The organism is Pirellulales bacterium (genome assembly GCA_035533075.1).
Classification (GTDB): Bacteria; Planctomycetota; Planctomycetia; order Pirellulales; family JAICIG01; genus DASSFG01.
Map to the genome: position 1 here is coordinate 1 of DATLUO010000172.1, position 21,752 is coordinate 21,752.

Below are 21,752 nucleotides of genomic sequence, written 5' to 3' on the forward strand. Positions count from 1 at the left end.
ATTCTGGCCCTGCGGCTTGCCGTCCTGAGCAAGACCTGGACCACCGTTCGGGACCAGATGTTCGTTTCATGGCAGACCGCCGCACCACGAACTCCCAGCCAGAATCGTCTCATTCCGCTTGAAAATGCCGCATAAACCACGGGACAGAGTGGACCGCACCCGTTGGACGCGACGAACGTGTCGCCTGCGTTCGGGTGAGAACGTGAACCTCCGCCCGGCAAGCGGGCGGCTTCCGGCCGGAACAAAACTGGCATCAGTACACGCTCGTCGGCCGCGAGTTTTTGCGCAGGCCAGTCCCACCCTACGGATGCTACCGGCGCAGCGCCTTGTCGGAGATGTCCTTTCGGCACCAGGCGCCGTCCCAGCGGATCGCTTTCACGGCGGTGTAGGCTTGCAGCTTGGCCGCCGCGAGCGTACCGCCCAACGCGGTCACGCCGAGCACCCGGCCGCCATTGGTCACGATTTGACCGGCCGCCGACGCCGTGCCGGCGTGAAACACTTTCACGTCGGGCACTTTGGCCGCTTCGTCCAGACCACGCACCGCTTTGCCGGTGTGATATTTTCCCGGATAGCCTTCGCTGGCCATCACCACGCAGACCGACGGACGCGAATCCCACTGCGGCGGGCTGAGCGAGTCGAGCCGCCCCTCGACCGTGGCTTCCAACAGGTCGACCAAGTCGCTCTTCAGCCGCATCAAGAGCGGTTGACATTCCGGGTCGCCCAGCCGGACGTTGTATTCCAACACCTTCGGCCCCTGATTGGTGATCATCAGCCCGGCATAGAGCACGCCGCGGAAGGGACGCCGCGAGCGCTTCATGGCGTGGACGGTGGGCACCAACACGTGCTCCTCGACCCAACGCAGCATGGCGTCGTCGACCACAGGCGTGGGAGAATAGGCGCCCATGCCGCCGGTGTTCGGCCCGGTGTCTCCGTCGTAGGCACGCTTGTGATCCTGGCAGGGCGGCAGCGTGACGATGGTCTGGCCGTCGGTGATCGCCAGCACGCTCGCTTCGTGCCCGTCGAGCCGTTCTTCGATGACCAGTTGGTTGCCGGCGTCGCCAAACTCTTTGGCACGGGCAATGCGGTCGACGGCCTCCAGGGCCTCCGCGCGGCCGGAGCAAACGACGACGCCCTTGCCGGCCGCCAGTCCGTCGGCCTTGACGACCACCGGCACGTCGTCGCGTTCTTTGAGAAAGGTCGTGGCCCGGTCGGCGGAGCGAAAAGCCCGGTAGTCGGCGGTCGGCACGTCGGCCTGGCGGAGCAGGTTTTTGCAGAACACCTTGCTTCCTTCCAATTCGGCCGCGGCTTTGCTCGGCCCGAACACGCGCAGCCCGGCCGCGACGAAAGCATCGACGATGCCGGCCGTCAGCGGCTGCTCCGGACCGACCACGGTCAAGCGGACCTTATTCTCACGGGCGAACTTGATGAGCCGCGGGAAATCGCCTGGGGAAATATCGACGTTTTCCGCGTCGAGCGCCGTGCCGGCGTTGCCCGGCGCCACGAACACCCGCTCCACGCGAGCGCTTTGAGCGATTTTCCAGGCCAGCGCGTGCTCGCGCGCTCCGTTGCCGATAACGAGAACGTTCATTGCCAAACTTCGACCAGGATGATGCGGATGAAAAGGATGATGCCGAAGTTGATTTTACCGCGCCGGGCAAAAAAAGCAGGGTGGCGGTCAACTTTGCCTGCGAGGCAGCCCGCGAAATAAAGGCCGTCCCGCCGCGAGGAAAGAACCCTGGAAAAGATTGCCACGGACTGCTACTCGAACCTAGCCTTCAATGACCGCGCGCATATCTTCCGGGCAGGTCGCCCAAGTCGACTGGTAGGTCGCTTCGAGCGGAATCTGAACGTAACGGTCCTCGTCGAGGTAGGCCGGCATGTCGGGCAGCCGGTCGCCAACCGCGAGCAACTCCACATACGCCGTCTTGGGGAATGCCGCCACGTAGGCCGCCAGCGTCAAGGGCGTCTCCTTGGGAAGCCGAAACAGCTCGTCCTGGAATTCGTCCCAGATCGCCTTGTGAATGCCGTCGGGATCGCGGACCGATGGCGGGAACAAATCGACCACCAGCACGTGAACGCCCTGCTGCAAAAAGCCCACCGTTTTGTCGACAAACGCCCGCAGCGCCCGTCGGCTCGACTTGTTGCCGGGTGAAACGATTTCGATCACCGAAACGACTTCGCCCAGCGGATGGCGGATGGCGATGCGATTGGCACGGGCGGCGGAGACTTCATGCTGTTCCACCAGCGCGGAATAGCCCTTCGGCAACAACCCGCCGTTGAGCGCATTGCGAATGCCGATGCTCCAGGCCTGGTGGAAGTCGTGAAACAAGTTGGCGTCCACGCGGGACCAATCGTGAACCGGCATAAAACGTCGCCTCGAGAAAATGATTCAGTCGTCCATTATACCCGCTCTTGACTCGCCAACCGAGCGGCCCCGTGCAACGTCCCCGGCCTGCAACTGTTCCGTGCCGATGATAACGACTAAGACGCCACCCCGGCCGGTGGTAGTGTCTTAAAGTTAAAGTTGAGTTGGACGACAAGGGTTGCCAAGTTGCGGCGGGCGCGGAGCACCGGCTAGACTGGCACGCATGCCTACTCCCTCCGTTCCCGCGCCCGACAACTTCGACCATGCCGGGCCGTCGGCCGCCATCGACCCGCGGCGTCGGCTCGATTTTCTCGACATGGGCCCCGCCGACGCCGAGCGGCTGCGCGGCATGCTCGGCAGTTTCCGGCGTTGGGCCGACGAATTCGTCGAGGATTTTTACCGGCACCTGTTGTCGTTCGACGAGACGGCCGGTTTTCTGCAGTCGCCCGGCACGGTGGCCTGGCTCAAGCAGGTGCAGCGCGACCACTTCGAGTCGATGCTCGAAGCGCGCTGGGACGACGATTACTTCGCCCGACGGCAAAAGGTCGGCCTGGTGCATGCCGAGATCGGCCTGGAGCCGCAGTACTTCCTGGGTGCGTACAACCAATACGTCCAGTACAGCTTCGAGCGTCTCTCGGAAGAACATCCCGCCGACGGCGATGCTTTCAAAGGTCGCGCGCAGTCGTTGCTGAAGGCTGTATTGTTCGACATCGGCCTGACGCTCGACGCCTACTTTGCCCACTCGACGCGGAACCTGCGGCAGGCGCTCGATATGTACTGGCGGGCCAACGCCGAGCTGCGGCGATTTGCCCAGCTTACCTCCCACGATCTGAAGACGCCGCTGGCCACCGTGGCCAACCTGTGCGACGAAGCCCTGGACGAATTCGGCGAGCAGATGCCCGCAGCGGCGAGAGAGCTCGTCGCCGCGGCCAAAGACCGTACTTTCCGCATGAGCCGCATGATCGACGAGCTGCTGGCGTCGGCGGTGGCCCTGCGCGACGAGGGGGCGGAAGCAACGGTTTCGGTGCAGGAAGCCTGGGACGAAGCGGTTGGCTCGCTCCTGGCGCGTTTGTCGGAACGTGAAATCGAAATCGCGGTCGAAGGGCGGCTGCCGCGGGTGCGCGGAAAAAAAGTGCTGTTGCGAGAAGTCTTCAGCAACCTTCTCTCGAACGCCGTCAAGTTCATCGATCGGCGGCCCGGCCGCGTGGTGCTGCGTTCGCACCTCCAAGAGGGGACGTGCGAGCTGGTGATTGCCGACAACGGGCCGGGCGTGCCCAAGGAAGAGGTCGATGACGTATTCCTTCCGTTCCGCCGTCTCTCCATGCACAAGGACCGTCCCGGATCGGGGTTGGGGCTGTATTTCGCCCGGAACCTGGTGATGGAGCAAGGCGGGCGGATTTGGTTGACCTCGGACCCGCCGCACGGCAGCGAGGTCCACATCGAACTGCGGCTGGCAGAACCGGCAAAGTCGGCGTAAGCGGACTCCGGGCGGGCTCAGGCGTCAGGCGAAAGGCGTCAGGCACGCCACCTGACGCCTGAAACCTGACGCCTGACGTCGGCACGGCCCCTACCGCCCGAAGGCTGACTACAGCCGTGCCAGCTTGTCGCCGCCGGGCGTTTGTGCAGAACGGCCTTACGCTCCGTCGATAGTCAAGTTGTTCCACGCATATTTCCTGTTTTTTGCCGGGCGGATCAGACGGATGACGAAAGCACGACGTCGAACGAGTCCAGCGGTGCAGTCGCCTCTGGAAACCTATCTGCGGGAAATCAACGAGACCTCGCTCTTGACGGCCCACGACGAGCAGGACCTGGCCGTGGCCATCGGTCAGGGCGACACGCAGGCCCGCGACCGCATGGTGCGGGCCAACTTGCGGCTGGTGGTGAACATTGCCCGTGGCTACACCGGCAAGGGCCTCGGCCTGCAAGACCTGATCGAAGAGGGCAACCTCGGCCTGCTGCGCGCCGTCGAGGGTTTCGACCCGGCGATGGGCACGCGGTTCAGCACCTATGCCAGCTACTGGATCAAGCAGTCGATCAAGCGGGCGCTGATCAACACGGCCAAGACGATCCGCATTCCGGCCTACATGGTCGAGCTGTTGAGCAAGTGGCGCCGGGCGAGCACGCGCTTGACCGAAGAGCTGGGGCGCACGCCGACGCCCGAAGAAGTGGCCCGCGTGCTGGGCCTGCCGCGCAAGAAATTGCCGATCATCAAGAAGGCGATCCGCATCTACAACTCGACGCCCCAGACCGACCAGGCCGAAGCGGGCTGGTCGCTGGGCGAGATGATCATGGACGAGCGCACCAAGAGTCCGGAAGACGAGCTGCTGGACGGCGACAACCTGACGCACGTCATGCGGCTGTTGGAAACGATGGACCAGCGCGAAGCGACGATTCTGCGGATGCGCTTCGGGCTCGACGACAACGAGCCGCGCACGCTGAAAGAGATCGGCGAGCAGCTCGGTCTGACGCGCGAGCGGGTCCGCCAGATCGAAACCGAGGCGCTCGCCAAGCTGGCCACCGCGCTGGAAGGCGAGCCGGCCGCGGAAGACGATTGACGCTCGCCGCGCGCGACGCGAAACTCTTGACGTCGCGCTTTCGACGAGGCAAATCGCCCGGATGCCTGACGCCTGACGCCTTCGGGCCTCTTCGTCTCTCTCGTGAGTGCGCGATGCGTTCGCGTTTGTCGCGCGCGCCGTCGGGCAAGCGCGCGAAAAAAATCTCGTCGCGACGGCAAATACCTGTTGCCAAAAATTTTTTTCGGCGTACAACTAGACGCATAGCGCACGCTTGAGTTGATGTCGTGCGCGAGATCGAGCGATGGATGTTCGACTCGCGGCGACCGACGATAGGAAGTCGTTTTTTGTCAAGGGTGAGCGGCGGCGCGTTCCAACGGTTGCGACGATTGCTCGTTCAGACCGTTGAGCGAAGCGCGGCTCACCAGGTTTTTAACGGAGGACATGTAGCGTGGCCAAGAAGAAAGCTGCCAAGAAGGCTGTCAAGAAGTCGCCCAAGAAGAAAGCTGCGAAGAAGACGGCGAAGCGGAAGTAGTTCCTTTTCGCGTTGGCAGCGGCGCTCACCCGGCCACTTCGCGTGGCGAGTTCGGTCGGCGCATGAACAACGACGAGAGAGAGCCGCTTGGAGCAAACCCTCCGAGCGGCTCTATTTTTGCGCCCCGTAGCCCGCTTGCTCCGCAAGCGGATTGACGGGCGGCAGGCCGCCGTGCAAAGTTATCGACATGGCCGAGCTCTTCAACTCCGACGGCGCCAGCGACGAGCTGACCGACTTGCTGCGCCTGTCGCTGGTTTCGGGCATTGGACCGCGCCTGCGGCAGCTTCTGCTGGAGCGGTTCGAAACGCCGGCGGCAATCTTTGCCGCCTCGCCCAGCGAGCTGCGTTCGGTGCCCGGCATCGGCGGCAAGCTGGCCGGCGCCGTGGCACGGGCACGCGCCGAGATCGACGTCGACGCCGAACTCGATCTTTGCCGCAAACGCCAAGTGAGCATCGTGCCGCAGGACGGCGCGGGCTATCCGCGGGCCTTGCAAGAAATCGCCGATCCACCGGGCCTGCTCTTTGTGCGTGGCGCGATCGAGCCGCGCGACGCGTTGAGCATTGCCGTCGTCGGCTCGCGGCACGCCACGCGGTATGGACTGATGATTGCCGAGCGTTTGGCGGCCAGCCTGTCGCGGGCCGGACTGACGGTCGTGAGCGGCCTTGCCCGCGGCATCGATGCGGCGGCCCACCGCGGCGCGTTGGCGGCGGGCGGTCGCACCATCGCCGTGCTCGGCAGCGGCGTGTTGAACATCTATCCGCCCGAACACGCCACGCTGGCGAGCGAAATCATGGCCCGCGGCGCGGTGGTGGGCGAAGCGCCGGTCCGTTCGGCGCCGCTCAGCGGCGCGTTTCCGCAGCGCAACCGCTTGATCAGCGGCATGTCGCTGGGAGTGGTGATCGTGGAGGCGGCATTGCACAGCGGCGCGTTGATTACGGCCCGCCACGCCATGGAGCAGGGACGCGAGGTGTTTGCGGTGCCGGGGCCGGTCGATAGCCGTATGTCGCGCGGCTGCCATCAGCTCATTCGCGACGGAGCGAAGCTCGTGGAAACGGCCGACGACGTGTTGGAAGAGCTGGGCCCGCTGGTGGCCGCCGCGCCGCGCGAAGACGGCTCGGTCGTGCATCATCCCGCCGAACTGCTGCTGAACGAGGCGGAGCAGCGCATTTTGTCGGCCGTCGGCACCAGCGCCACGGCCATCGACCAGGTGATCGCCGACAGCGGCCTGCCGACGCCGCAGGTGCTATCCACCCTGAGCGTGCTGGAGATGCGGCGGTTGGTCAAACGACTCAGCGGCAACTACGTGCTGCGCGTGTCGTAGGGTGGGACTAACCCACCAACTCCGGAATCAGGCTGCCTTGGCGGACGATCATCACGGGTCGGCCGGTGTTGGTGTGATACTCCTTCTCGTAATTGATGCCCAAGGTGTGATAGAACGAAGCGGCCACCTGGTCGGGCGAGATGCCGTCGCCCTCCGCGGGCCCCATGCCCTGCTCGTCGCTCGCGCCGACGACCTGGCCGCAGCGGATGCCGCCCCCGCCCAGCAGCACGAACATGGCCCGCGGCCAGTGGTCGCGGCCGGCGTTCTTGTTGATCTTGGGCGTGCGGCCGAACTCACCGGTGACGAACACCACGGTCGAACTCAACAGCCCTCGCCGATCGAGCTGCTTGAACATCGCCGCCAGACCTTGATCGAGTTCCGGCAACTGTTTGTCTTTCAGCTTCACGAAGTTCTGCTGGTGCGTATCCCAGCCGCCGAAGTTCACGGTGGCGAACCGCACGCCCGACTCAATCAGGCGCACGGCCAGCAAACAGCTTTGCCCGAAGTTGTTGTCGCCGAATTCCTGCGCTACTTCCGATTTCTCCTGCGTCACGTCGAACGCCTGGCGTGCCCGTGACGAGCTGATGATCTCGTAGGCCTGCTCGTCGAACTTGTCGAGGCCCTCCACGAGTCCGCTGGCCGACTCGTAGCCGTTGAAGAGCGTATCGAGATCGCCGAGCAAGTGCTGCCGCCGCTCGACCTTTTCCACGGTGAGGCCGCCGGAGAGCGTCATGCCGCGCACGTTGAACGGCTTGCCGAGCTTGGGCGTCGAATCGGTCGACAAGGCGGCGTAGCGCACACCCAAGTAGCCCGCCCGTTGCGGAGTATTCGGAATGGCGACGAACGACGGCAGGTCGCGCTGGCCCGCCAGCTCTTTGCTCACGACGGCGCCGAAGCCGGGGAACTCCAGCGAGGGCAACGGCCGGTTGCCGCTGTTCAGATACTTGCTGCCCAGCTCGTGGGCCGCCAACGTGTGGCTTACGCCGCGAAGCACGGCAAACTTGTCGGTGTGGCTGGCGAGTTTCGGCAGGTGTTCCGAAATCTGCACGCCCGCGACCTTGGTGTCGATTGGCTTGAACTCACCGCGAATTTCATCGGGCGCGCCGGGCTTCAGATCGAAGGTGTCGAGGTGCGAAGGGCCGCCGCCCAGGTTGACGAAGATGGCCGCCTTGGCCTTGGCGGCCTGCACTTCGCCCGAGTGCGCCAGCCGCAAATAGCCGGCCAAGCTTAGTCCGCTGCCGAGTGCGCCCGCCTTGAGAAAATCGCGTCGCCGAATGCCGTCGCAGTAAGTGTTGGTGGACATGGGGATCCTTGGGAGGGTTCAGGGTTCGGGGTTCAGGGTTCAGGGTTCAGGGATGAGGCGTCAGGCGTCAGGCGTCAGGCGTCAGGAAAGTCGCGATCTCCCATCTTCTGAACCCTGAACCCTCTCTTACCGGTTCACGATAAACTCTTTCGTGTTCAAGAGCGCCCACATCAGATCTTTCATGCCTGAGGCGGGCGTTTCCGATTCTTGGAGATAACGCATCGCAATCTGTTGCTCGTCGTCCTTGGGCAATCGGCTTAAGGTGCGGAGGTAGGCCTCGCGCACCAGCGCTTCGGGCGCCGCCTCCACCGGCGGTAGATCGGCGTTGCGCTGCTTTTCCTTGTCGAGCGCACGGTCCCTCTGCTCGAGTTGCTTGCGAAGCCGCTCCAACTCGCGCTCGGCGTTTTTGCGGTCCTTTCGATTGCCGTCGTTCTCGACTTCTTTGAGCCGTTCTTCTTGCTGAGCGATCGCGGTTGTCAGCTTCGCGTGCTCCTCTTCCAGGAATTTCCGCGGTCGCGCCGCGGCCGGGTCGATCTGCTTGAGCCAGCCGTCGTTGCGGTCCAACAGGCCGAGCATCGACTGGTCGTTGCGAAGATAGATCGTCTGCAACAGGCTCGGCTCGTTCGATCGCTCGCAATCGCAGTTGGTCACCCGCGCGGGCTTTCCGAACAGGGTCAGCACGTAATTGCCGCCTTTTCTCAGGTCCGAGTACGAACTCGAGACGCCAATGGCCCGGTCTTTCAGGCCGTCGCGTACGTTTTCCAGCTTGCCCGTCGCCGCGGTGGCTTGCACGATGGCGTCGTAGGCGACCTCGGCCGGCAGGCGGCGAATGACGGCGTGGCTGAAGTTCCGCGTATCGAGGCGGTTGCTCTCGTTCGACCGCCAGGTCAATTGGTAGGTGCGGCTGCTGAGAATCTCGCGGTGCAGCCATTTCATGTCGTAGCCGTGCTCGACGAAACCGTGCGTCAAATACGCCAACAGCGGTTCATTGCTGGGCGGGTTCGCCAGGTTCATGTCGTCGGGCGGCTCGATGATGCCCACGTTGAAATAGCTGGCCCAAACGCGGTTCACCCAGGCACGGGCGAAGTACGGGTTGTCTTCGCTCCGCATCCAGTCCATCAAGGCGGCGCGCGGGTCGGGATATTGCTCGGCCACCACCTCTTCGCCGCCGAGCAGCTTGGGAGTGATGACGCGGCCCGCCGGGCGGCCCTGTCTTTTCGCGGCCTTGCCCCCTCGGTCTTTGCCGCCGCGCTGGCCCGGCTTGCGGACGTAAACCTCCTTCCACGGCAACACCTTGCCGGCGGCGATCAGTTCGGCCGCTTCCTTATCTTTGATCTTCTTCAGCCCCAGCTCTTCCTCCATCGACTTGACCGCATCCTTGGCGTCGGGGGCGTAGCCATACGCGACGGGCTCGAAGAAGGCGGTGAACTGCTCAAAGTCCTGTTTCGTCCACTGATCGAAGGGATGCTTGTGGCACTCGGCACATTGCAGCCGCACGCCCAGGAAGGCATAGCTGAACGTCATCGCCTTGTCTTTGGCCTGATTGAACTGCCGGCGCGCCCAGTAGTGCGGCATTGTTTCACGGGCGGCGAAATCGGCCGGATTCTCGGCCCTAAAATAGGCGGTTACCTCGGCCGCGTAGTCTTCAAAGCTTTGGCCGGGCCGTCGGCCGACGGCCAGCACCATCCCTTCCACAATCTTGTCGTAAGGTACGTTCTGTTCGATGCGGCGATAAACCCATTGATACCATTGTTCAGCCTGCTGCCGGCGGAAACGCTGCTCGCCGACGTTCCGCTCGTTGTCGCCCGTGATGTCGCAAAGCTTCGTGGCCCACCAGGCGGCGTAGGTTGGACGCGACAACATCTCCTCGATCTTCTTGGCCCGCTTGTCCTTCGCAGTGTCGGCCAGGAAGGCGGTCACCTCTTCGGGCAAGGGAAGCGTACCTGTCACGTCGAGGCTCGCCCGCCGCAAGAACTCCTCGTCGCTGCTCAGGTTGGAGGGCACGACGCCCAGCTTGCGGAGTTTGGCCACGACCAGCTCGTCGACCTTGGTGGGCATGGGCACCTGCGGGTAGTGATCGCCGACCAGTTCGGAGACCGGCGCGATCACGGGCACGGTCGCCACACCGTTGTCGTAAAAAGCGACTACGTCGGTGTCGCCCTTGCCGGACACCGTCACCTGGCCGTTCTCGTCAATGGTGGCGATCGACTCGTCGTTGCTGCGGAATCGGCAGAGGGCCGTGACGTCTTCGCGCGAGCCGTCAGACCAGCGTGCCACGACGCGGAGTTGCGGTCCCGCGCCGGCGGTCTGCGAGACGATCTCGCGCGGCTCGACGTCGAGAGCTTCGAACTCCGCGTCGTCCGGCTTGATGCCCGCTGCGCCGGCTTCGACCCAGCGCCGCAGGATGTTGTATTGCCAGCTTCCGACCTCCATCCGCTTGCCGCCTTCGTGGTCGGTCGTCAGCGTGGGCTTTTCGAGGATCAGGCTGGCCGCCGGATCTTTGACGTCGGCCCGCGGCTCGTCCCCGCCGGTGAGCGCCTCATGATCGGCCGCAAAGTCATAGCCAAAGAGCGACAAGCGGAACCCGCCCCGGCCCTGGAACGAACCGTGGCAGGCCCGGCCGTTGCAACCGAGTCGGCCCATGGCCGGGAGCACATGTCGGCGGAAATCGGGCTGCGCGGCAGAATCGGGGGCAAATCGCTGACTGGCCGGCGGAGTGATTTCATCGGCGACGGCGGGCAAGGCGGAGGTCGTTACGATCCAGGCAACAATGAGTGTTCGGTTCATAGGCGTTGTCGTTGTAGGGTGGGGCCAGCGAGCTTGCGAGCGCCGGCCCACCGTGTTGGGGCGCTTGGTGGTTAGGAATATCGAATTGTGGTTCAAAGTCGAATACGGTGGGCCGGCGAAGCGCAAGCTCGCTGGTCCCACCCTACTTTGTGCCCTCTTTTTTCGCTTTCGGTCGCACTCGCTCGGCGGCGCGGAGCAGCCGATCGAACGTTCTCTTTAGGTCTTCATCACGCTGACTGACGATCTGGGCGATATCCTCATCGAGCTTGGCTAGCCGGGCGGCCACGCGCTCGCGTTCCAACTTTCTCTGCGCCAAGCGAAGGTCGGCCCGCTCGGCCAAGGCGGCCTTCAGGTCTTCCCGCAATTCGGGGCGGTCCTCCAAGCTCAGCTTGGCGGTCAATAAGCGAATCTGAGAGTCGAGCTGCCACGCCCGCACGTCTTGCTGGTAGCGCTCTGGATCGCGCTGTTTGAGGCCGTCGATTCGCTGGCTGTCGCGCGACAGCTCTTTGATCGCTTGCTGGTACTCTTTTTCCTTCGTTCCTTTGAGGCGATTCAGCAATTCGACCAACTCCGGCTGGTGCTCGCGGACAAACAGCAAGGCAGCCTCTTCGCGATCGGCATCGGCCGCTTTGCTCTTGTTGGCGTGCTTGCCGGCTTTGACCGGCTTGTCGGCTGCTTTCTTCCTGGCGGCCTGCTTCTCGGCCGCTCCCATTTTCTCGGTCTTCTTGTCGCGCTGTTTCTTCTCGGCCTGCGACTTGTCCTGCTTGTTCTCGTCCGGCTTGGCATGGCCGCCTACCAACGGTTGATCGTCGGCCAGGGCTGCCAGCGCCAACAAAAACAGCCCCATCGTCGCGAAAGAACGCATTGCCAAGAACATCGCACTTACCCTTCTCGATGGTTCACCCTTCTCGATGGTTTGCAGTGGACGGTTCCGGCACGCCCGATGGCTGCGGCGCCGTAACGGCTTCGAACAACCAATCGCCGCCCGTCCCTATCGTTTTGTCGTCAGGTGGTTCGGTGGCAGCGATGTCGTCGGCGAGAGCGCCGCGTGTCTCGGTGGCCCGTTCCGACTCGACGATGGCGGCCGAGTTGACCCAGGCGACGGCAAGCTGCCTTTGGGGGTCGCCAGGCGATGAGTCGCCGACCGGCAAACGGTGGCGATCGCCAGTTCCGATGACGAAGACCGCCAACAAAACGCTTGCCGCCAAGGCCAACGACGCCCAAGCCGCCCGGCGCGGCCAATGCCGCTCGGCTCTGGCTGGCTCTCCGTCGACCCCTCTCTCCCCCTCTCCCTCGCTCCAGGCCCCCGGCTCGACAGCCGGAAGCAACCCCTCGCCGACCACCTGGCAGAACTTGACCGCCTGCACCAGACATTCGCGCGTTGGTTGGTCTTCAAGCAGCCGCTGTTCGAAAGCGTCGCGCTGCGAGGGCGACAGGTCTTCGAGCACGTAGCGGACTGCGGTGAAGAGCGGTTCTTCGTCCGATTCAAGGTTCATTCATCGTCTCCCGTGCCGAGGCACTCACGCAATTTCTTGATGGCCGCCTGCATCCGCCACAGCGTCGTGCCTAGGGGGACTTTCAATTCGTCCGCGATCACCGCAAACGTCTTTTGTTCGTAGAGCCGCATCCAGACCACTTGCCTTTGCTCGGCCGGCAAGGCGTCGAGCGCCTCCCGTGCCCGCCGGCCTTCTTCGCGCCGCCGCGCCACTTCGTCAGGCCGGTCGTAGTCGTCGCGCTCATTTGCCTGCCGCAGCCAGGCCAACTGTTCCACGCCCCGCGCCTGGACTCCCTGCCGTCTCCGCAAGGCCAGGGCCTCGTTCAAGGCCACGCGAAACAGCCAGCCCCTGAGCGACTCTTCCGCCGTGTGTCCCTGCTCGATCGCCTTGACGAAGGTGGCTTGCACCACATCCGCGGCCAAATGGACGTCGTGCAGCACGCCCAACGCCAAGCGGCGCAGATCCTCAGCGCACTCGGCATGGAGTGCCGCGATTTTCTCGGGGGCGAGTCGTCGTTCGTCCGCCAAGGTCAACGTTTGGTCTCCGTCGGCGGGTCTCGCGACCCACATCGCCCTTTCATCCCTTATGATGCGCGCCGCGGCCGGATTATTGGGCCGTCCGCAACAATTAGCATAACCGCTTGCCGCATTGCATGTTGCAGCTCTGCCGTTGGTCGATTGCGGGATGGCAGGCAGTGGCTGGGGCAGAGCTTGGCGGCAAAGCTTGGCGGCAGAGCGTGTCCTCAAACCGGGCCGGTCCTGGCCAAGCTCTGCCCCAGCCACCATCGCTGCTTTCGCGATCGATCAGGGGACGAGGGCCCCAGAGCACTAGCTGGCGTCGGCCGGCTGGGGCACGAAGTCGCGGAGACGGGTCAGCAGACGCTCGCGCTCGAAGGGCTTGGTGAGCACCTCGTTGCAGCCGGCGTCGAGGCACCTCTGGCGGTCGCCCGACATGGCGTGGGCGGTCACGGCGATGATGTTTCCGCCGTAGCCCAACCGCCTCAACTCGGCGGTCGCGTCGTACCCATCCAGCACCGGCATGTGCATGTCCATCAGCACCAGGTCGTAAGGTGGGGCGCCGGAGTGCATTGCCTCGTCGACCGCCTGGCGGCCGTTATCGACCACCGTCACTCTGGCTCCGGCAGCTTCCAGAATAAACGTCAGCAGCCGCTGGCTATCGTGGCTGTCTTCCGCCAACAAGACTTTCGCCGAAAGCCTTGACTTCGTCGCCGGGGGTTCCGCGACCGTTTCGACTTTGCCGGCGGACGGCGTCCCCAACGTCTGGTATTTTCCCGCCGGCACCGTAAGACTAAACGTGCTTCCTTGGCCGGGCACGCTCCGCACCGTGATGTCGCCGCCCAGAAGCTGCGCCAGCCGCCGGCTGATCGCCAGGCCCAGCCCGGTGCCCGCGAAGCGCCGCGTCATCGACGAATCGAGCTGGCTGAACGGCTGGAACAACGACTGCAATCGCTCGGCGGCGATGCCGATGCCCGAATCGACGACATCGAACTGCAACATCATCGCGTCGCCGTTGGACGGCGCCAGGCGAACGTCGACCCGCACGCCGCCGCGATCGGTGAATTTGACGGCGTTGCCCAACAGATTGACGAGCACCTGCCGCAGCCGCACGGCATCGCTGCGCAGCATGCGGGGCACGGCGTCGTCGACGCCCACGTCGAGCCATAGACCCTTGGCTTCGCACCGCGGCCGGATGAGCGACGCCACGTCCGAGGCGATCGAGCGCGGCGAACAGGGGCCCAAGTCGAGCTTCAACGAGCCGGCCTCGATCTTCGATAGGTCAAGAATGTCGTTGATGATGGTCAGCAGATACTCGCCGTTGCGTTTGATCGTCTCGACCACCTCCAGGTCTTTTTCGCCGCGGAGCCGCTCGCGGAGCACGTCGGTGAAGCCCAGAATGGCCGTCATCGGCGTGCGGATTTCGTGGCTCATCGTGGCCAGAAACTCGCTCTTCAGCCGGCTGGCGTCCTCCAGCCGCTCTTTCATCGACCGCAATTCGTCGTTTTGCCGGGCCAGCACCGCCGACTGCTGTTCCAGCGCCATGGCCACGTCGTAGGCTTCGAACGCCCGCACCACCACCGACTCGATCGACGAACGGTCCCAGGGCTTCTGCAGAAAGTAGAACACCTGCCCGCGGTTGATGGCGTCGATCATGGCCCCCGGCTCGGTATACGCCGTCAGCAGAATGCGGCGTGTTTGCGGGTGCTTGACGCGCAGCACGTCGAACAGATCGACGCCGGTGCCGCCGGGCATCCGCTGGTCGGCCACCACCACGGGCACGATTTCGCGTGCGAGGATCTGCAGGGCCGCTTCGGTGCTGTCGGCCGTGAGGATGTGAAAACGGTCCTCCAAGGCGGCCTCAAAGACCGCCCGGTTGTCTGCCTCATCATCGACGTACAAAACGGTGCGCTTCATCTGCTCTCCATGCCGTGTCCGCCTGCGCAGGCTGCCACCCGCCGCGGCACCGTCGCGGTGCTCGGCGACGCTGCTCAAATGTGGGTTTCGCCCGTGTGCCAAGCAACCAGAAACCGCGAACGAGGGCCAATTCGCCCCCGGCGCGCTGGCGTTTGGGCCGGTTGTAGCGGTTCATCCTGACTTGACAACAACCCTCGGCGGCGAGACGATTCTTAGGGAGGACTTCCATGAGCTTATTCGCCGCCGACAATTCCAATCTGGTGCAGATTATCTGGGTTGTCTTGCTTCTCGCCGTCCTGGTGGCGGCCATGATCTTTGTCGCCATCTTTGCCCGCTATTTCCGCTTCTGGATTCAGTCGGTGAGCACCGGGGCGGGCATCGGCATTTTGGACCTGCTGGGCATGACCTTTCGCAAGGTCAACCCGGCTGTGATCGTGCGCAGCAAGATCATGGCCGTGCAGGCCGGCATCGGCGAGCACATGGGCATCACCAGCCAGGCGCTGGAGGCGCATTATCTGGCCGGGGGTAACGTGCCGCTTGTAATCCGGGCCATCATCGCCGCCAACAAGGCCAAGATCATCGACCTGGACTTCAAGCAGGCCACGGCCATCGACCTGGCCGGCCGCAACGTGCTGGAAGCCGTTCAGACCAGCGTCTATCCCAAGGTCATCGATTGTCCGGGACGCAACTCCGGCCGGCAAACGCTCGACGCGGTGGCGAAAAACGGCATCCAGCTTAAGGTCAAGGCCCGCGTCACCGTGCGGGCCAACTTGCGGCAGCTTATCGGCGGAGCGACTGAAGAAACCATCATTGCCCGCGTGGGCGAGGGCATCGTCAGCGCCATCGGCTCTTCCGAGTCGCACACCGAGGTGCTGGAAAACCCCGACCGCATTTCCAAGGCGGTTTTGGCCCGCCGGCTCGATTCGCAGACCGCTTTCGAGATCGTGTCGATCGATATCGCCGATATCGACGTGGGAGAGAATATCGGCGCCCGGCTGCAAGCCGATCAGGCCGAGGCCGATACCCGCCGCGCTCGGGCCGAAGCCGAGGGGCAACGAGCGATGGCCGTGGCCCGCGAACAAGAAATGCTGGCCACCATCGAAGAAAGCCGGGCCCAGGTCGTCGAGGCCGAAGCCCAAGTGCCCAAGGCCATCGCCGAGGCCATTCAATACGGCAAACTGGGTATTCTGGATTATTACAAGCTCCGTAACGTGCAGGCCGATACCGACATGCGTACGGCCATCGCCGGGGGAGGAACTCGCATGCCCCCCAGGACCAGCGCATCATGAACGACTTTCCGATTCTACTGGCCGACATCGCGTTGTGGATCAAGGTGGTCGTCGCTGCCGGTCTGGCCCTGGTTTACCTGGTGAACTACGCGGCCCAAGTGGCCGGCAAGGGGCAGAAACGCCCGCCGATGCGTCCCGAAGCCCGGCCCGATCCCCGCGCGCGTCCGCGTCCTGCCGGCCGGCAAGACGTGCAGGATGAAGTCGCCGAGTTCTTGAAGCGCGCCGCCGAAAAGCGGACCGCCGGCCGGCCTGCCGAGCAGCCGCCCCAACCGCAACGGCGGGCCCTGCCGCGCTCGGCGGGCGGGCCCGCGCCGGAAATCGTCGAAGCCCGCGCCGTCGAAGAGATGCCTTCCAGCCGCTGGCCGGAGCCGGTGCAATCGCACGTCGACACGCACCAGTTGTCCGGCCGCGCCGAACAGCTCGCCCACGCCGATCGTGGCGACGCCGCCTTTCAAGCACACATGCAGTTGTTCGATCACCAGGTGGGTCGCATTCACGAATCGGCGCCGCCAACATCCGAGACAACGCAAGCGGGCGGACCCGGTCAGGCCCCAGGCGCGCCCCTCAATGAGGTGTTTGCGAGACTGCTGGCCGATCCTGACAATGTACGACAAGCCATCGTGTTGAATGAGATTATCCAGCGCCGGTATTGACAAAACGATTAGAAAGATGTGACCATGCCAAGCAAAGTTGAACCCGGCAAGACCAAACTCGGCTGGATCGGAACCGGTGTAATGGGCACGAGTATGTGCGGGCACCTCCTGGCCAAAGGTTTTTTGGTCACGGTTTTCAACCGCAGTCGCGGGCGTGTCGAACCGCTGTTGGCCAAAGGCGCCCGCTGGGCCGATTCTCCCACAGCCGTCGCCGCCGCCTCCGACGTGGTATTTACCATCGTCGGCTACCCGACCGACGTGCGCGAGGTGGTGCTCGGCGCCAGCGGCACGTTGGCCGGCAGCAAGTCGGGCAACATTCTCGTCGACATGACCACCAGCGAGCCGGCGCTGGCCCAGGAGATCGCCGCCAAGGCGAAAGAACGGGGAGTCTACAGCGTCGATGCCCCGGTGTCGGGCGGCGACATCGGCGCCCGCGAGGCGCGGCTGTCGATCATGATCGGCGGCGACAAAGACGTCGTTGATTCGCTGAGTGCCTGCTGGGAAGCGATGGGCAAGACGATCGTCCACCAAGGCCCGCCCGGCGCGGGCCAGCACACCAAGATGGTCAACCAAATCCTCATCGCCACGAATATGATCGGCGTGTGCGAGGCGCTGCTCTATGGCTATCGCGCGGGTCTCGATTTGAAAACCGTCATGCAGTCGGTCTCTTCAGGGGCCGCGGGAAGCTGGTCGCTGTCGAACCTTGGGCCGCGGATCATCGACAACAACTTCGACCCCGGCTTTTTCGTGGCGCACTTCATCAAGGACATGGGCATCGCCCTGGTCGAGGCGAGACGGATGAACCTGTCGTTGCCGGGACTGGCGCTGGCCAACCAGCTCTACATCGCCCTGGCCGCGCAAGGTCACCGTCGCGACGGCACTCAGGCGCTGCACCTGGCCTTGGCCTCGCTGTCGGGGATCGACTGGAAAGGCCGCACATAGATGCTCAGCGAATGGCCGGCTGCGGCTTGCCGAAGCGATTCTTGAATCTTTTTTGGCCGGACCCCGGTTTGCGCGGTACAATATCTGCGACGGGTTGCAGACCGGCGCGGTGGGAGCGGCGGAAGTGCGATGAAGCAGGCGTCGAGATTCCGCCAAACCCGCCGCTGAAAACTGCCGATAAACCTTGTCGTTTGAATCGGAGTTTTGAAACAAGCCTTTCGCCTAGTATTCCGTCGGAGGTGCCAACCCATTTGCGTGGACCCGAATCAACCACGGCCGTGCTCAGCATTGCCCGATTCGCGTTCTTCTCGCAGCGACTCCACCGTCGCAATCGGCGAAAGGTTTGATTAACGGCCGCGGCGAGGTCGGCTCGATCTCGCCGCGGTTTTTTTACGCGCATAGGGTGGGGCGCGGCTGGTTGTATTTCCGCCGCGCCTGAGGCGGGACGCCAGGCGAGCGGTTGTGGCGTAAGGTGGGGCAAGCGAGCTTGCGAGCGCTGGCCCACCGATTGCGACGTCGTTTACGGTGGGCCGGCGCTCGCAAGCTCGCTGGTCCCACCCTACTGCAAACCGTTCATGCCCGCCTGCGGCACGCCGCCTGCCCCCGTCCGCTGCATCATCTGCTGGCCGAGGAAGCGCGGCGAGATGTTGACATTGATGCCCTGGTTTTGCTTGCCGCCGTCGACGTAGAACGCGACGTTGGTCACAAACGCTTCACCAATTCGGGTAAAGCTGAAATTCTCGCCGATGTTTCCCTGGTTGTTCAAGGCGAACGATGTGCTGGCCGTCGCCATCCATTTGGGACTGAGCTGGTAGCTCTGCGAGACCGTCACCGAGTTGTAGGTGAACGGCCCGCTGAACGAGCGAATGCCCGCATAGAGGTTGACTCGCGGAGCCCGCGACAGCGTGGCCCCCACCGACCAGGTCTTTTGTCCCTGATAGAAGAAGTCGGCACTGGCGTCGGAGAGCAGCGTCAGCCGGTCGCCCACGTGCCAGCGCAGGTCGTAGTTCACCAGCCCCCACGATTGTCCGAAATTGTCGCGGTTCGGATTGGGATAATAGACGCCGCTGGAGTCGAGCACGATCCAGTCGACGATCCGCCGGTTGCCGACGGGGCCGCGTTTGGTCTGCCAGCGGTGCCGCATGCCCAGCCGCACCATGTCGAGGCTGCCGGCGATCTCCGTCGTGGGCGAGGCCACGAAGTTCTGAATGCCGGAGCGGAAGGCGTAATAGCGCGGGTCGAACTTCGTCGGCAGCGTGCCTCCGTAGTCGATCGTCATGAAGCGGCGTCGGAACCGGTCGAGGTTGTTGTCGTCGATCGGGTCGTACAAGGCGAGCGAAGTGAAATTCTGGTTGGCATCGGCCGCGAAGGCATCGACGTCGAACACGACCTTGTGGGCGACGCCGTGGACGTTGAACAGATTGCTCTCGATCGTCGGATTGGCGGCCCAAAACAAGATGCTGCTGCGGACACCCAACTGGCCAAACACGCGGCCCTCGTTCTGTCCTTGCAAATTCTGCCCCCATTGCGCCACCTCGCCCAAGGCATACGGCACGACCTTGACCGGCCCCAACTCCAGCGGCGCGTCCACCTCTTGCCGCGACGCCAGCCGGTCGCCCTGCCGCATTCCAAACGTGCCGGCGCCCGGCGTGGTCGACGTGGCGTTATTGGCCGTCTCCCACGGCAGATAGTTGAAGTACTGCTGGTCCTGCACGTCGGGCGGCGTCTGCTGGACGAGGAACTGGGCATATCCGCCGTTACTGTGCTCGAACCAGGTGACTCGGTCGCCCAGCAGCGACTGCCCCATGGTGTAATGGTCGAGCCGGGGCAGCCAGTTGGTCTGCGTGAAGAACGGATTGACACGGGCCTGCGTGTACGCGGTCCATTCGCGGTTCTCGGTGATCTTCTTGATCTCGACGTCGGTCGTCTCGTCTTTGTGCATCTCGTACTCGGCCTCGTAATACTGTTCCAGAAAATTGTAATCGCTGGCCAGGCCCAACTCGGTCGTGATCTGGTAACCGTCGAGCGTCTGCTGGCGAAATTGGCCCAGCACGCGGCCGCGGTAGTTGCCGGGATGCTCGATGCCGATTCTCGTGCGGCCGAGATTGTCGAGCCCCCGATCGCGCAGGCCCCACGCCTCGAAGAACCCATTAACCGGCCCATCAATGCCCAAAAAGCTCTTGCGGTTGACCATCAGGTTGGTGCCGGCGCCGTAGCCGCGCTTCGTCACCTCGCTGGCGGTGAGCGTCCAGTTATAGCCTTCGCGCGGCTTGAGTCCCAGGAGTTGCCAGGCGTTGAAGTCGGCTTCGAACCAGTAACCAAAGATTCCGTCTTGCTGAGCGCTGATTGTGCGCAACACCGTCGACGGCTTGTCCAACGTGGTGGTAAAGCGCGGCCACCAAAAGACCGGCACCGGTCCAATGAACATCGTATTGTTCTTGCCCGTCACCATCTGGTCGTGCTCGATCACCTGCTCGTGCGTGTTGGGGTCGATGATCGGGCTGCCGGTGAACGGACTCACTTGGGCCCGCTGCCGATCGTAAAGGCGCACATCGCTTGATTGGATGCGGAAGCGCGGCTTGCCTAGCCGGCTGGAGGTAAGATAGCTGTGCCGGGCATAGAAGGTGTCGTCGTTCACCTGCCGCACAATGTCGGACTTGAGCCGTATCATCCCACCGTAGCCGGGGGCCGGCGCGGTGATCTCGGCTTGCAGGATGGTGCCCGTCTTGTTCTTCACGTCGTAATACATGCGATCGGCGTAAATCACGCGGTCGCCCTGGCGGAAGACGACGTTGCCTTCCAGGTAGACCTCCAAGGGGACCGTTTCGTCCTGATACTTCTGGCGTGTTTCCCCGCCCAGATCGCCGACGGTCCAGGCCACGACTTTGTCGGCAGAAATGTCGAGTTGTCCTTCGGGCACGTCGATAAAGATTTGCACTCCGCCGGTGATCACCGCCACGCCCTCGCCGGTGGACGATTGCGTTTCCCAGACGATTTGCGGATTCTGATCGCCGCGCGGAAAGATGCGCAGGTGACGGACGCCGCCGACCGGCGTGGCGGTGGCCTGCTGCGGCTGGGAACCGGGCGGAGGCGGAATGTGCGCGGCCGGCGGGAGCGCGCCGCGATTGGAGGGAACATATTGCGTGCGCGTGACGGCATCCGATGGCTTGCGCTGGTCAACCGCGTTTTCATAAAACGCCGGCTTGACGGTCGGCTCGCCCTGCGGGCGTGGAATATCGATCTCGACGGGCGCCGTCGAAAGAAACCGCCCCAGCCAGCCTCGGTCGTTCGAGGCGCCGAGCGGGCCTTGGCGTGCCCGCGGCCGACGGCCGGCCTCGATCTGCACGTCGCCTTCCAAGTAGGCGATCACCTTGGTGCGCTTCTTCTCCGTGCCGTCGCCGGGTTTTTGCTCCGTGGCGTCGCCGGCGTTGAACGTCGAGGAAATCGGCGCCAGCCGGGTGCTGTCGGCGGGCATTTTCTCCGTGCCGTCGCCGGGCTTCGGTTCGATTCGGTCGCCGGTCTTGACCCACACGACGGCGTCGCGCGCGCGGCACACGTTATGGCCTTGCGCCACGACGCAATGGCCTCGCAGCAGATAAACGTCGTAAGATCCTTCCTTCCAGGTGTTGGCCTGTTCGGCCGAAATGCGGATGGGATCGCTCGGCTTGGCAGCAGCGAGCTCGATGCCTTGCCCGGCCGCGCTGCCGCAGGCGAACGTCAGCGCTGCGAACAAACACACGCGCAGCGCGAGCGTTGCGTCGCGCAGCGGCCAGCGCGCGCGCCTAACAGCGAGCGAGAGTGTCGCACGAGGACCTGTCAGCGGATGGGCATCCTTATACGCGCGCCGCGCCGAGTAGACGGCCGCCGTCGCGTACAACACAACGTGAAATGGTGGAAGAGGTTAGATGAAATGACAGCCCTAGGGCCGGCGGGATTATAGGGGCGATTTGCCCGACTGGTCAAGGTAGGTTGATGAAACAGAAGTCCGTTGGCAATCACGGGTTAGCGTTACAGAGCACTTGGCGTCCTTGACGTGGGGTGGCCTTCCCAGGCGGTCTGAGGTGGTGGCTGGGGCAGCGCCTGGCCGATAGGATCTGGATCGTGCGATGAAGCTTG

General features: G+C 63.9%; 16 protein-coding genes. 6 read left to right on the forward strand and 10 right to left on the reverse strand.

The annotated features are described in order from the left end of the window. Positions 1-310: 310 nt before the first annotated feature. The 3 genes from purD to VNH11_21170 are packed head-to-tail and all read right to left on the reverse strand — an operon-like array spanning position 311 to position 2,365. Positions 311-1,588 carry a phosphoribosylamine--glycine ligase gene (gene purD, locus VNH11_21160; protein ID HVA48889.1) on the reverse strand — a complete coding sequence of 426 codons (1,278 nt, stop codon included), beginning with the start codon at positions 1,586-1,588 and terminating at the stop codon, positions 311-313. Further along, positions 1,585-1,752 (reverse strand): hypothetical protein, encoded by a 168-nt coding sequence (locus tag VNH11_21165; GenBank protein HVA48890.1) that lies wholly within the window; start codon positions 1,750-1,752, stop codon positions 1,585-1,587. Before VNH11_21165 ends, purD begins: the two co-directional genes overlap by 4 nt. A 16-nt stretch (positions 1,753-1,768) precedes the next feature. Continuing rightward, positions 1,769-2,365 carry a DUF4058 family protein gene (locus tag VNH11_21170; protein ID HVA48891.1) on the reverse strand — a complete coding sequence of 199 codons (597 nt, stop codon included), beginning with the start codon at positions 2,363-2,365 and terminating at the stop codon, positions 1,769-1,771. Positions 2,366-2,588: 223 nt separating this feature from the next. Here VNH11_21170 and VNH11_21175 point away from each other — a divergent pair, with 223 nt between their 5' ends. The 3 genes from VNH11_21175 to dprA all read left to right on the forward strand — a co-directional run bounded on the left by VNH11_21175 (position 2,589) and on the right by dprA (position 6,734). Further along, complete coding sequence (locus VNH11_21175; GenBank protein ID HVA48892.1) at positions 2,589-3,842, forward strand: protoglobin domain-containing protein; 1,254 nt, start codon at positions 2,589-2,591, stop codon at positions 3,840-3,842. A 223-nt stretch (positions 3,843-4,065) separates the two neighbouring features. Further along, positions 4,066-4,920 (forward strand): RNA polymerase sigma factor RpoD/SigA, encoded by an 855-nt coding sequence (locus tag VNH11_21180; GenBank protein HVA48893.1) that lies wholly within the window; start codon positions 4,066-4,068, stop codon positions 4,918-4,920. A 680-nt stretch (positions 4,921-5,600) separates the two neighbouring features. After that, positions 5,601-6,734, forward strand: coding sequence for a DNA-processing protein DprA (dprA, locus tag VNH11_21185; protein HVA48894.1), 1,134 nt, complete (start codon positions 5,601-5,603; stop codon positions 6,732-6,734). Positions 6,735-6,741: 7 nt separating this feature from the next. On the opposite strand, the gene VNH11_21190 is transcribed toward dprA, so the two are convergent. From VNH11_21190 to VNH11_21215, 6 genes are all read right to left on the reverse strand, one after another. Beyond that, entirely contained in the window at positions 6,742-8,037 is a 1,296-nt protein-coding gene (locus tag VNH11_21190; protein ID HVA48895.1) for a DUF1501 domain-containing protein, read from the reverse strand. Positions 8,038-8,163: 126 nt separating this feature from the next. Beyond that, positions 8,164-10,824, reverse strand: coding sequence for a DUF1549 domain-containing protein (locus VNH11_21195; GenBank protein HVA48896.1), 2,661 nt, complete (start codon positions 10,822-10,824; stop codon positions 8,164-8,166). A gap of 142 nt (positions 10,825-10,966) precedes the next feature. Further along, positions 10,967-11,689 (reverse strand): hypothetical protein, encoded by a 723-nt coding sequence (locus VNH11_21200; GenBank protein ID HVA48897.1) that lies wholly within the window; start codon positions 11,687-11,689, stop codon positions 10,967-10,969. 34 nt (positions 11,690-11,723) lie between these two features. Continuing rightward, on the reverse strand, positions 11,724-12,320 hold the full coding sequence (locus VNH11_21205) for a hypothetical protein (GenBank protein ID HVA48898.1): 597 nt from the start codon (positions 12,318-12,320) through the stop codon (positions 11,724-11,726). Then, positions 12,317-12,889: an RNA polymerase sigma factor gene (locus VNH11_21210; GenBank protein HVA48899.1), complete on the reverse strand. Its 573-nt coding sequence runs from the start codon at positions 12,887-12,889 to the stop codon at positions 12,317-12,319. Before VNH11_21210 ends, VNH11_21205 begins: the two co-directional genes overlap by 4 nt. Before the next feature lie 258 nt (positions 12,890-13,147). Next, on the reverse strand, positions 13,148-14,752 hold the full coding sequence (locus VNH11_21215) for a response regulator (GenBank protein HVA48900.1): 1,605 nt from the start codon (positions 14,750-14,752) through the stop codon (positions 13,148-13,150). Between the two features lie 227 nt (positions 14,753-14,979). Between VNH11_21215 and floA the strand changes: the two genes are divergently transcribed. From floA to VNH11_21230, 3 genes are read left to right on the forward strand one after another with little or no spacing between them, the layout of a single operon-like run. Further along, positions 14,980-16,041, forward strand: coding sequence for a flotillin-like protein FloA (floA, locus tag VNH11_21220; GenBank protein ID HVA48901.1), 1,062 nt, complete (start codon positions 14,980-14,982; stop codon positions 16,039-16,041). Next, positions 16,038-16,694 (forward strand): hypothetical protein, encoded by a 657-nt coding sequence (locus VNH11_21225; GenBank protein ID HVA48902.1) that lies wholly within the window; start codon positions 16,038-16,040, stop codon positions 16,692-16,694. Before floA ends, VNH11_21225 begins: the two co-directional genes overlap by 4 nt. 24 nt (positions 16,695-16,718) lie before the next feature. Beyond that, positions 16,719-17,636, forward strand: coding sequence for an NAD(P)-dependent oxidoreductase (locus VNH11_21230; GenBank protein HVA48903.1), 918 nt, complete (start codon positions 16,719-16,721; stop codon positions 17,634-17,636). A gap of 559 nt (positions 17,637-18,195) precedes the next feature. Here the strand turns inward: VNH11_21230 and VNH11_21235 are convergent. After that, positions 18,196-21,375 carry a hypothetical protein gene (locus VNH11_21235; protein ID HVA48904.1) on the reverse strand — a complete coding sequence of 1,060 codons (3,180 nt, stop codon included), beginning with the start codon at positions 21,373-21,375 and terminating at the stop codon, positions 18,196-18,198. Between the last annotated feature and the right edge of the window lie 377 nt (positions 21,376-21,752).

Excerpts from the sequence above, each read along its gene's own strand:
- purD (HVA48889.1), bottom strand. The coding sequence starts at position 1,588 with ATGAACGTTCTCGTTATCGGCAACGGAGCGCGCGAGCACGCGCTGGCC.
- VNH11_21170 (HVA48891.1), bottom strand. The coding sequence starts at position 2,365 with ATGCCGGTTCACGATTGGTCCCGCGTGGACGCCAACTTGTTTCACGAC.
- VNH11_21175 (HVA48892.1), top strand. The coding sequence starts at position 2,589 with ATGCCTACTCCCTCCGTTCCCGCGCCCGACAACTTCGACCATGCCGGG.
- VNH11_21180 (HVA48893.1), top strand. The coding sequence starts at position 4,066 with ATGACGAAAGCACGACGTCGAACGAGTCCAGCGGTGCAGTCGCCTCTG.
- dprA (HVA48894.1), top strand. The coding sequence starts at position 5,601 with ATGGCCGAGCTCTTCAACTCCGACGGCGCCAGCGACGAGCTGACCGAC.
- VNH11_21190 (HVA48895.1), bottom strand. The coding sequence starts at position 8,037 with ATGTCCACCAACACTTACTGCGACGGCATTCGGCGACGCGATTTTCTC.
- VNH11_21195 (HVA48896.1), bottom strand. The coding sequence starts at position 10,824 with ATGAACCGAACACTCATTGTTGCCTGGATCGTAACGACCTCCGCCTTG.
- VNH11_21200 (HVA48897.1), bottom strand. The coding sequence starts at position 11,689 with ATGCGTTCTTTCGCGACGATGGGGCTGTTTTTGTTGGCGCTGGCAGCC.
- VNH11_21205 (HVA48898.1), bottom strand. The coding sequence starts at position 12,320 with ATGAACCTTGAATCGGACGAAGAACCGCTCTTCACCGCAGTCCGCTAC.
- VNH11_21210 (HVA48899.1), bottom strand. The coding sequence starts at position 12,889 with ATGTGGGTCGCGAGACCCGCCGACGGAGACCAAACGTTGACCTTGGCG.
- VNH11_21215 (HVA48900.1), bottom strand. The coding sequence starts at position 14,752 with ATGAAGCGCACCGTTTTGTACGTCGATGATGAGGCAGACAACCGGGCG.
- floA (HVA48901.1), top strand. The coding sequence starts at position 14,980 with ATGAGCTTATTCGCCGCCGACAATTCCAATCTGGTGCAGATTATCTGG.
- VNH11_21225 (HVA48902.1), top strand. The coding sequence starts at position 16,038 with ATGAACGACTTTCCGATTCTACTGGCCGACATCGCGTTGTGGATCAAG.
- VNH11_21230 (HVA48903.1), top strand. The coding sequence starts at position 16,719 with ATGCCAAGCAAAGTTGAACCCGGCAAGACCAAACTCGGCTGGATCGGA.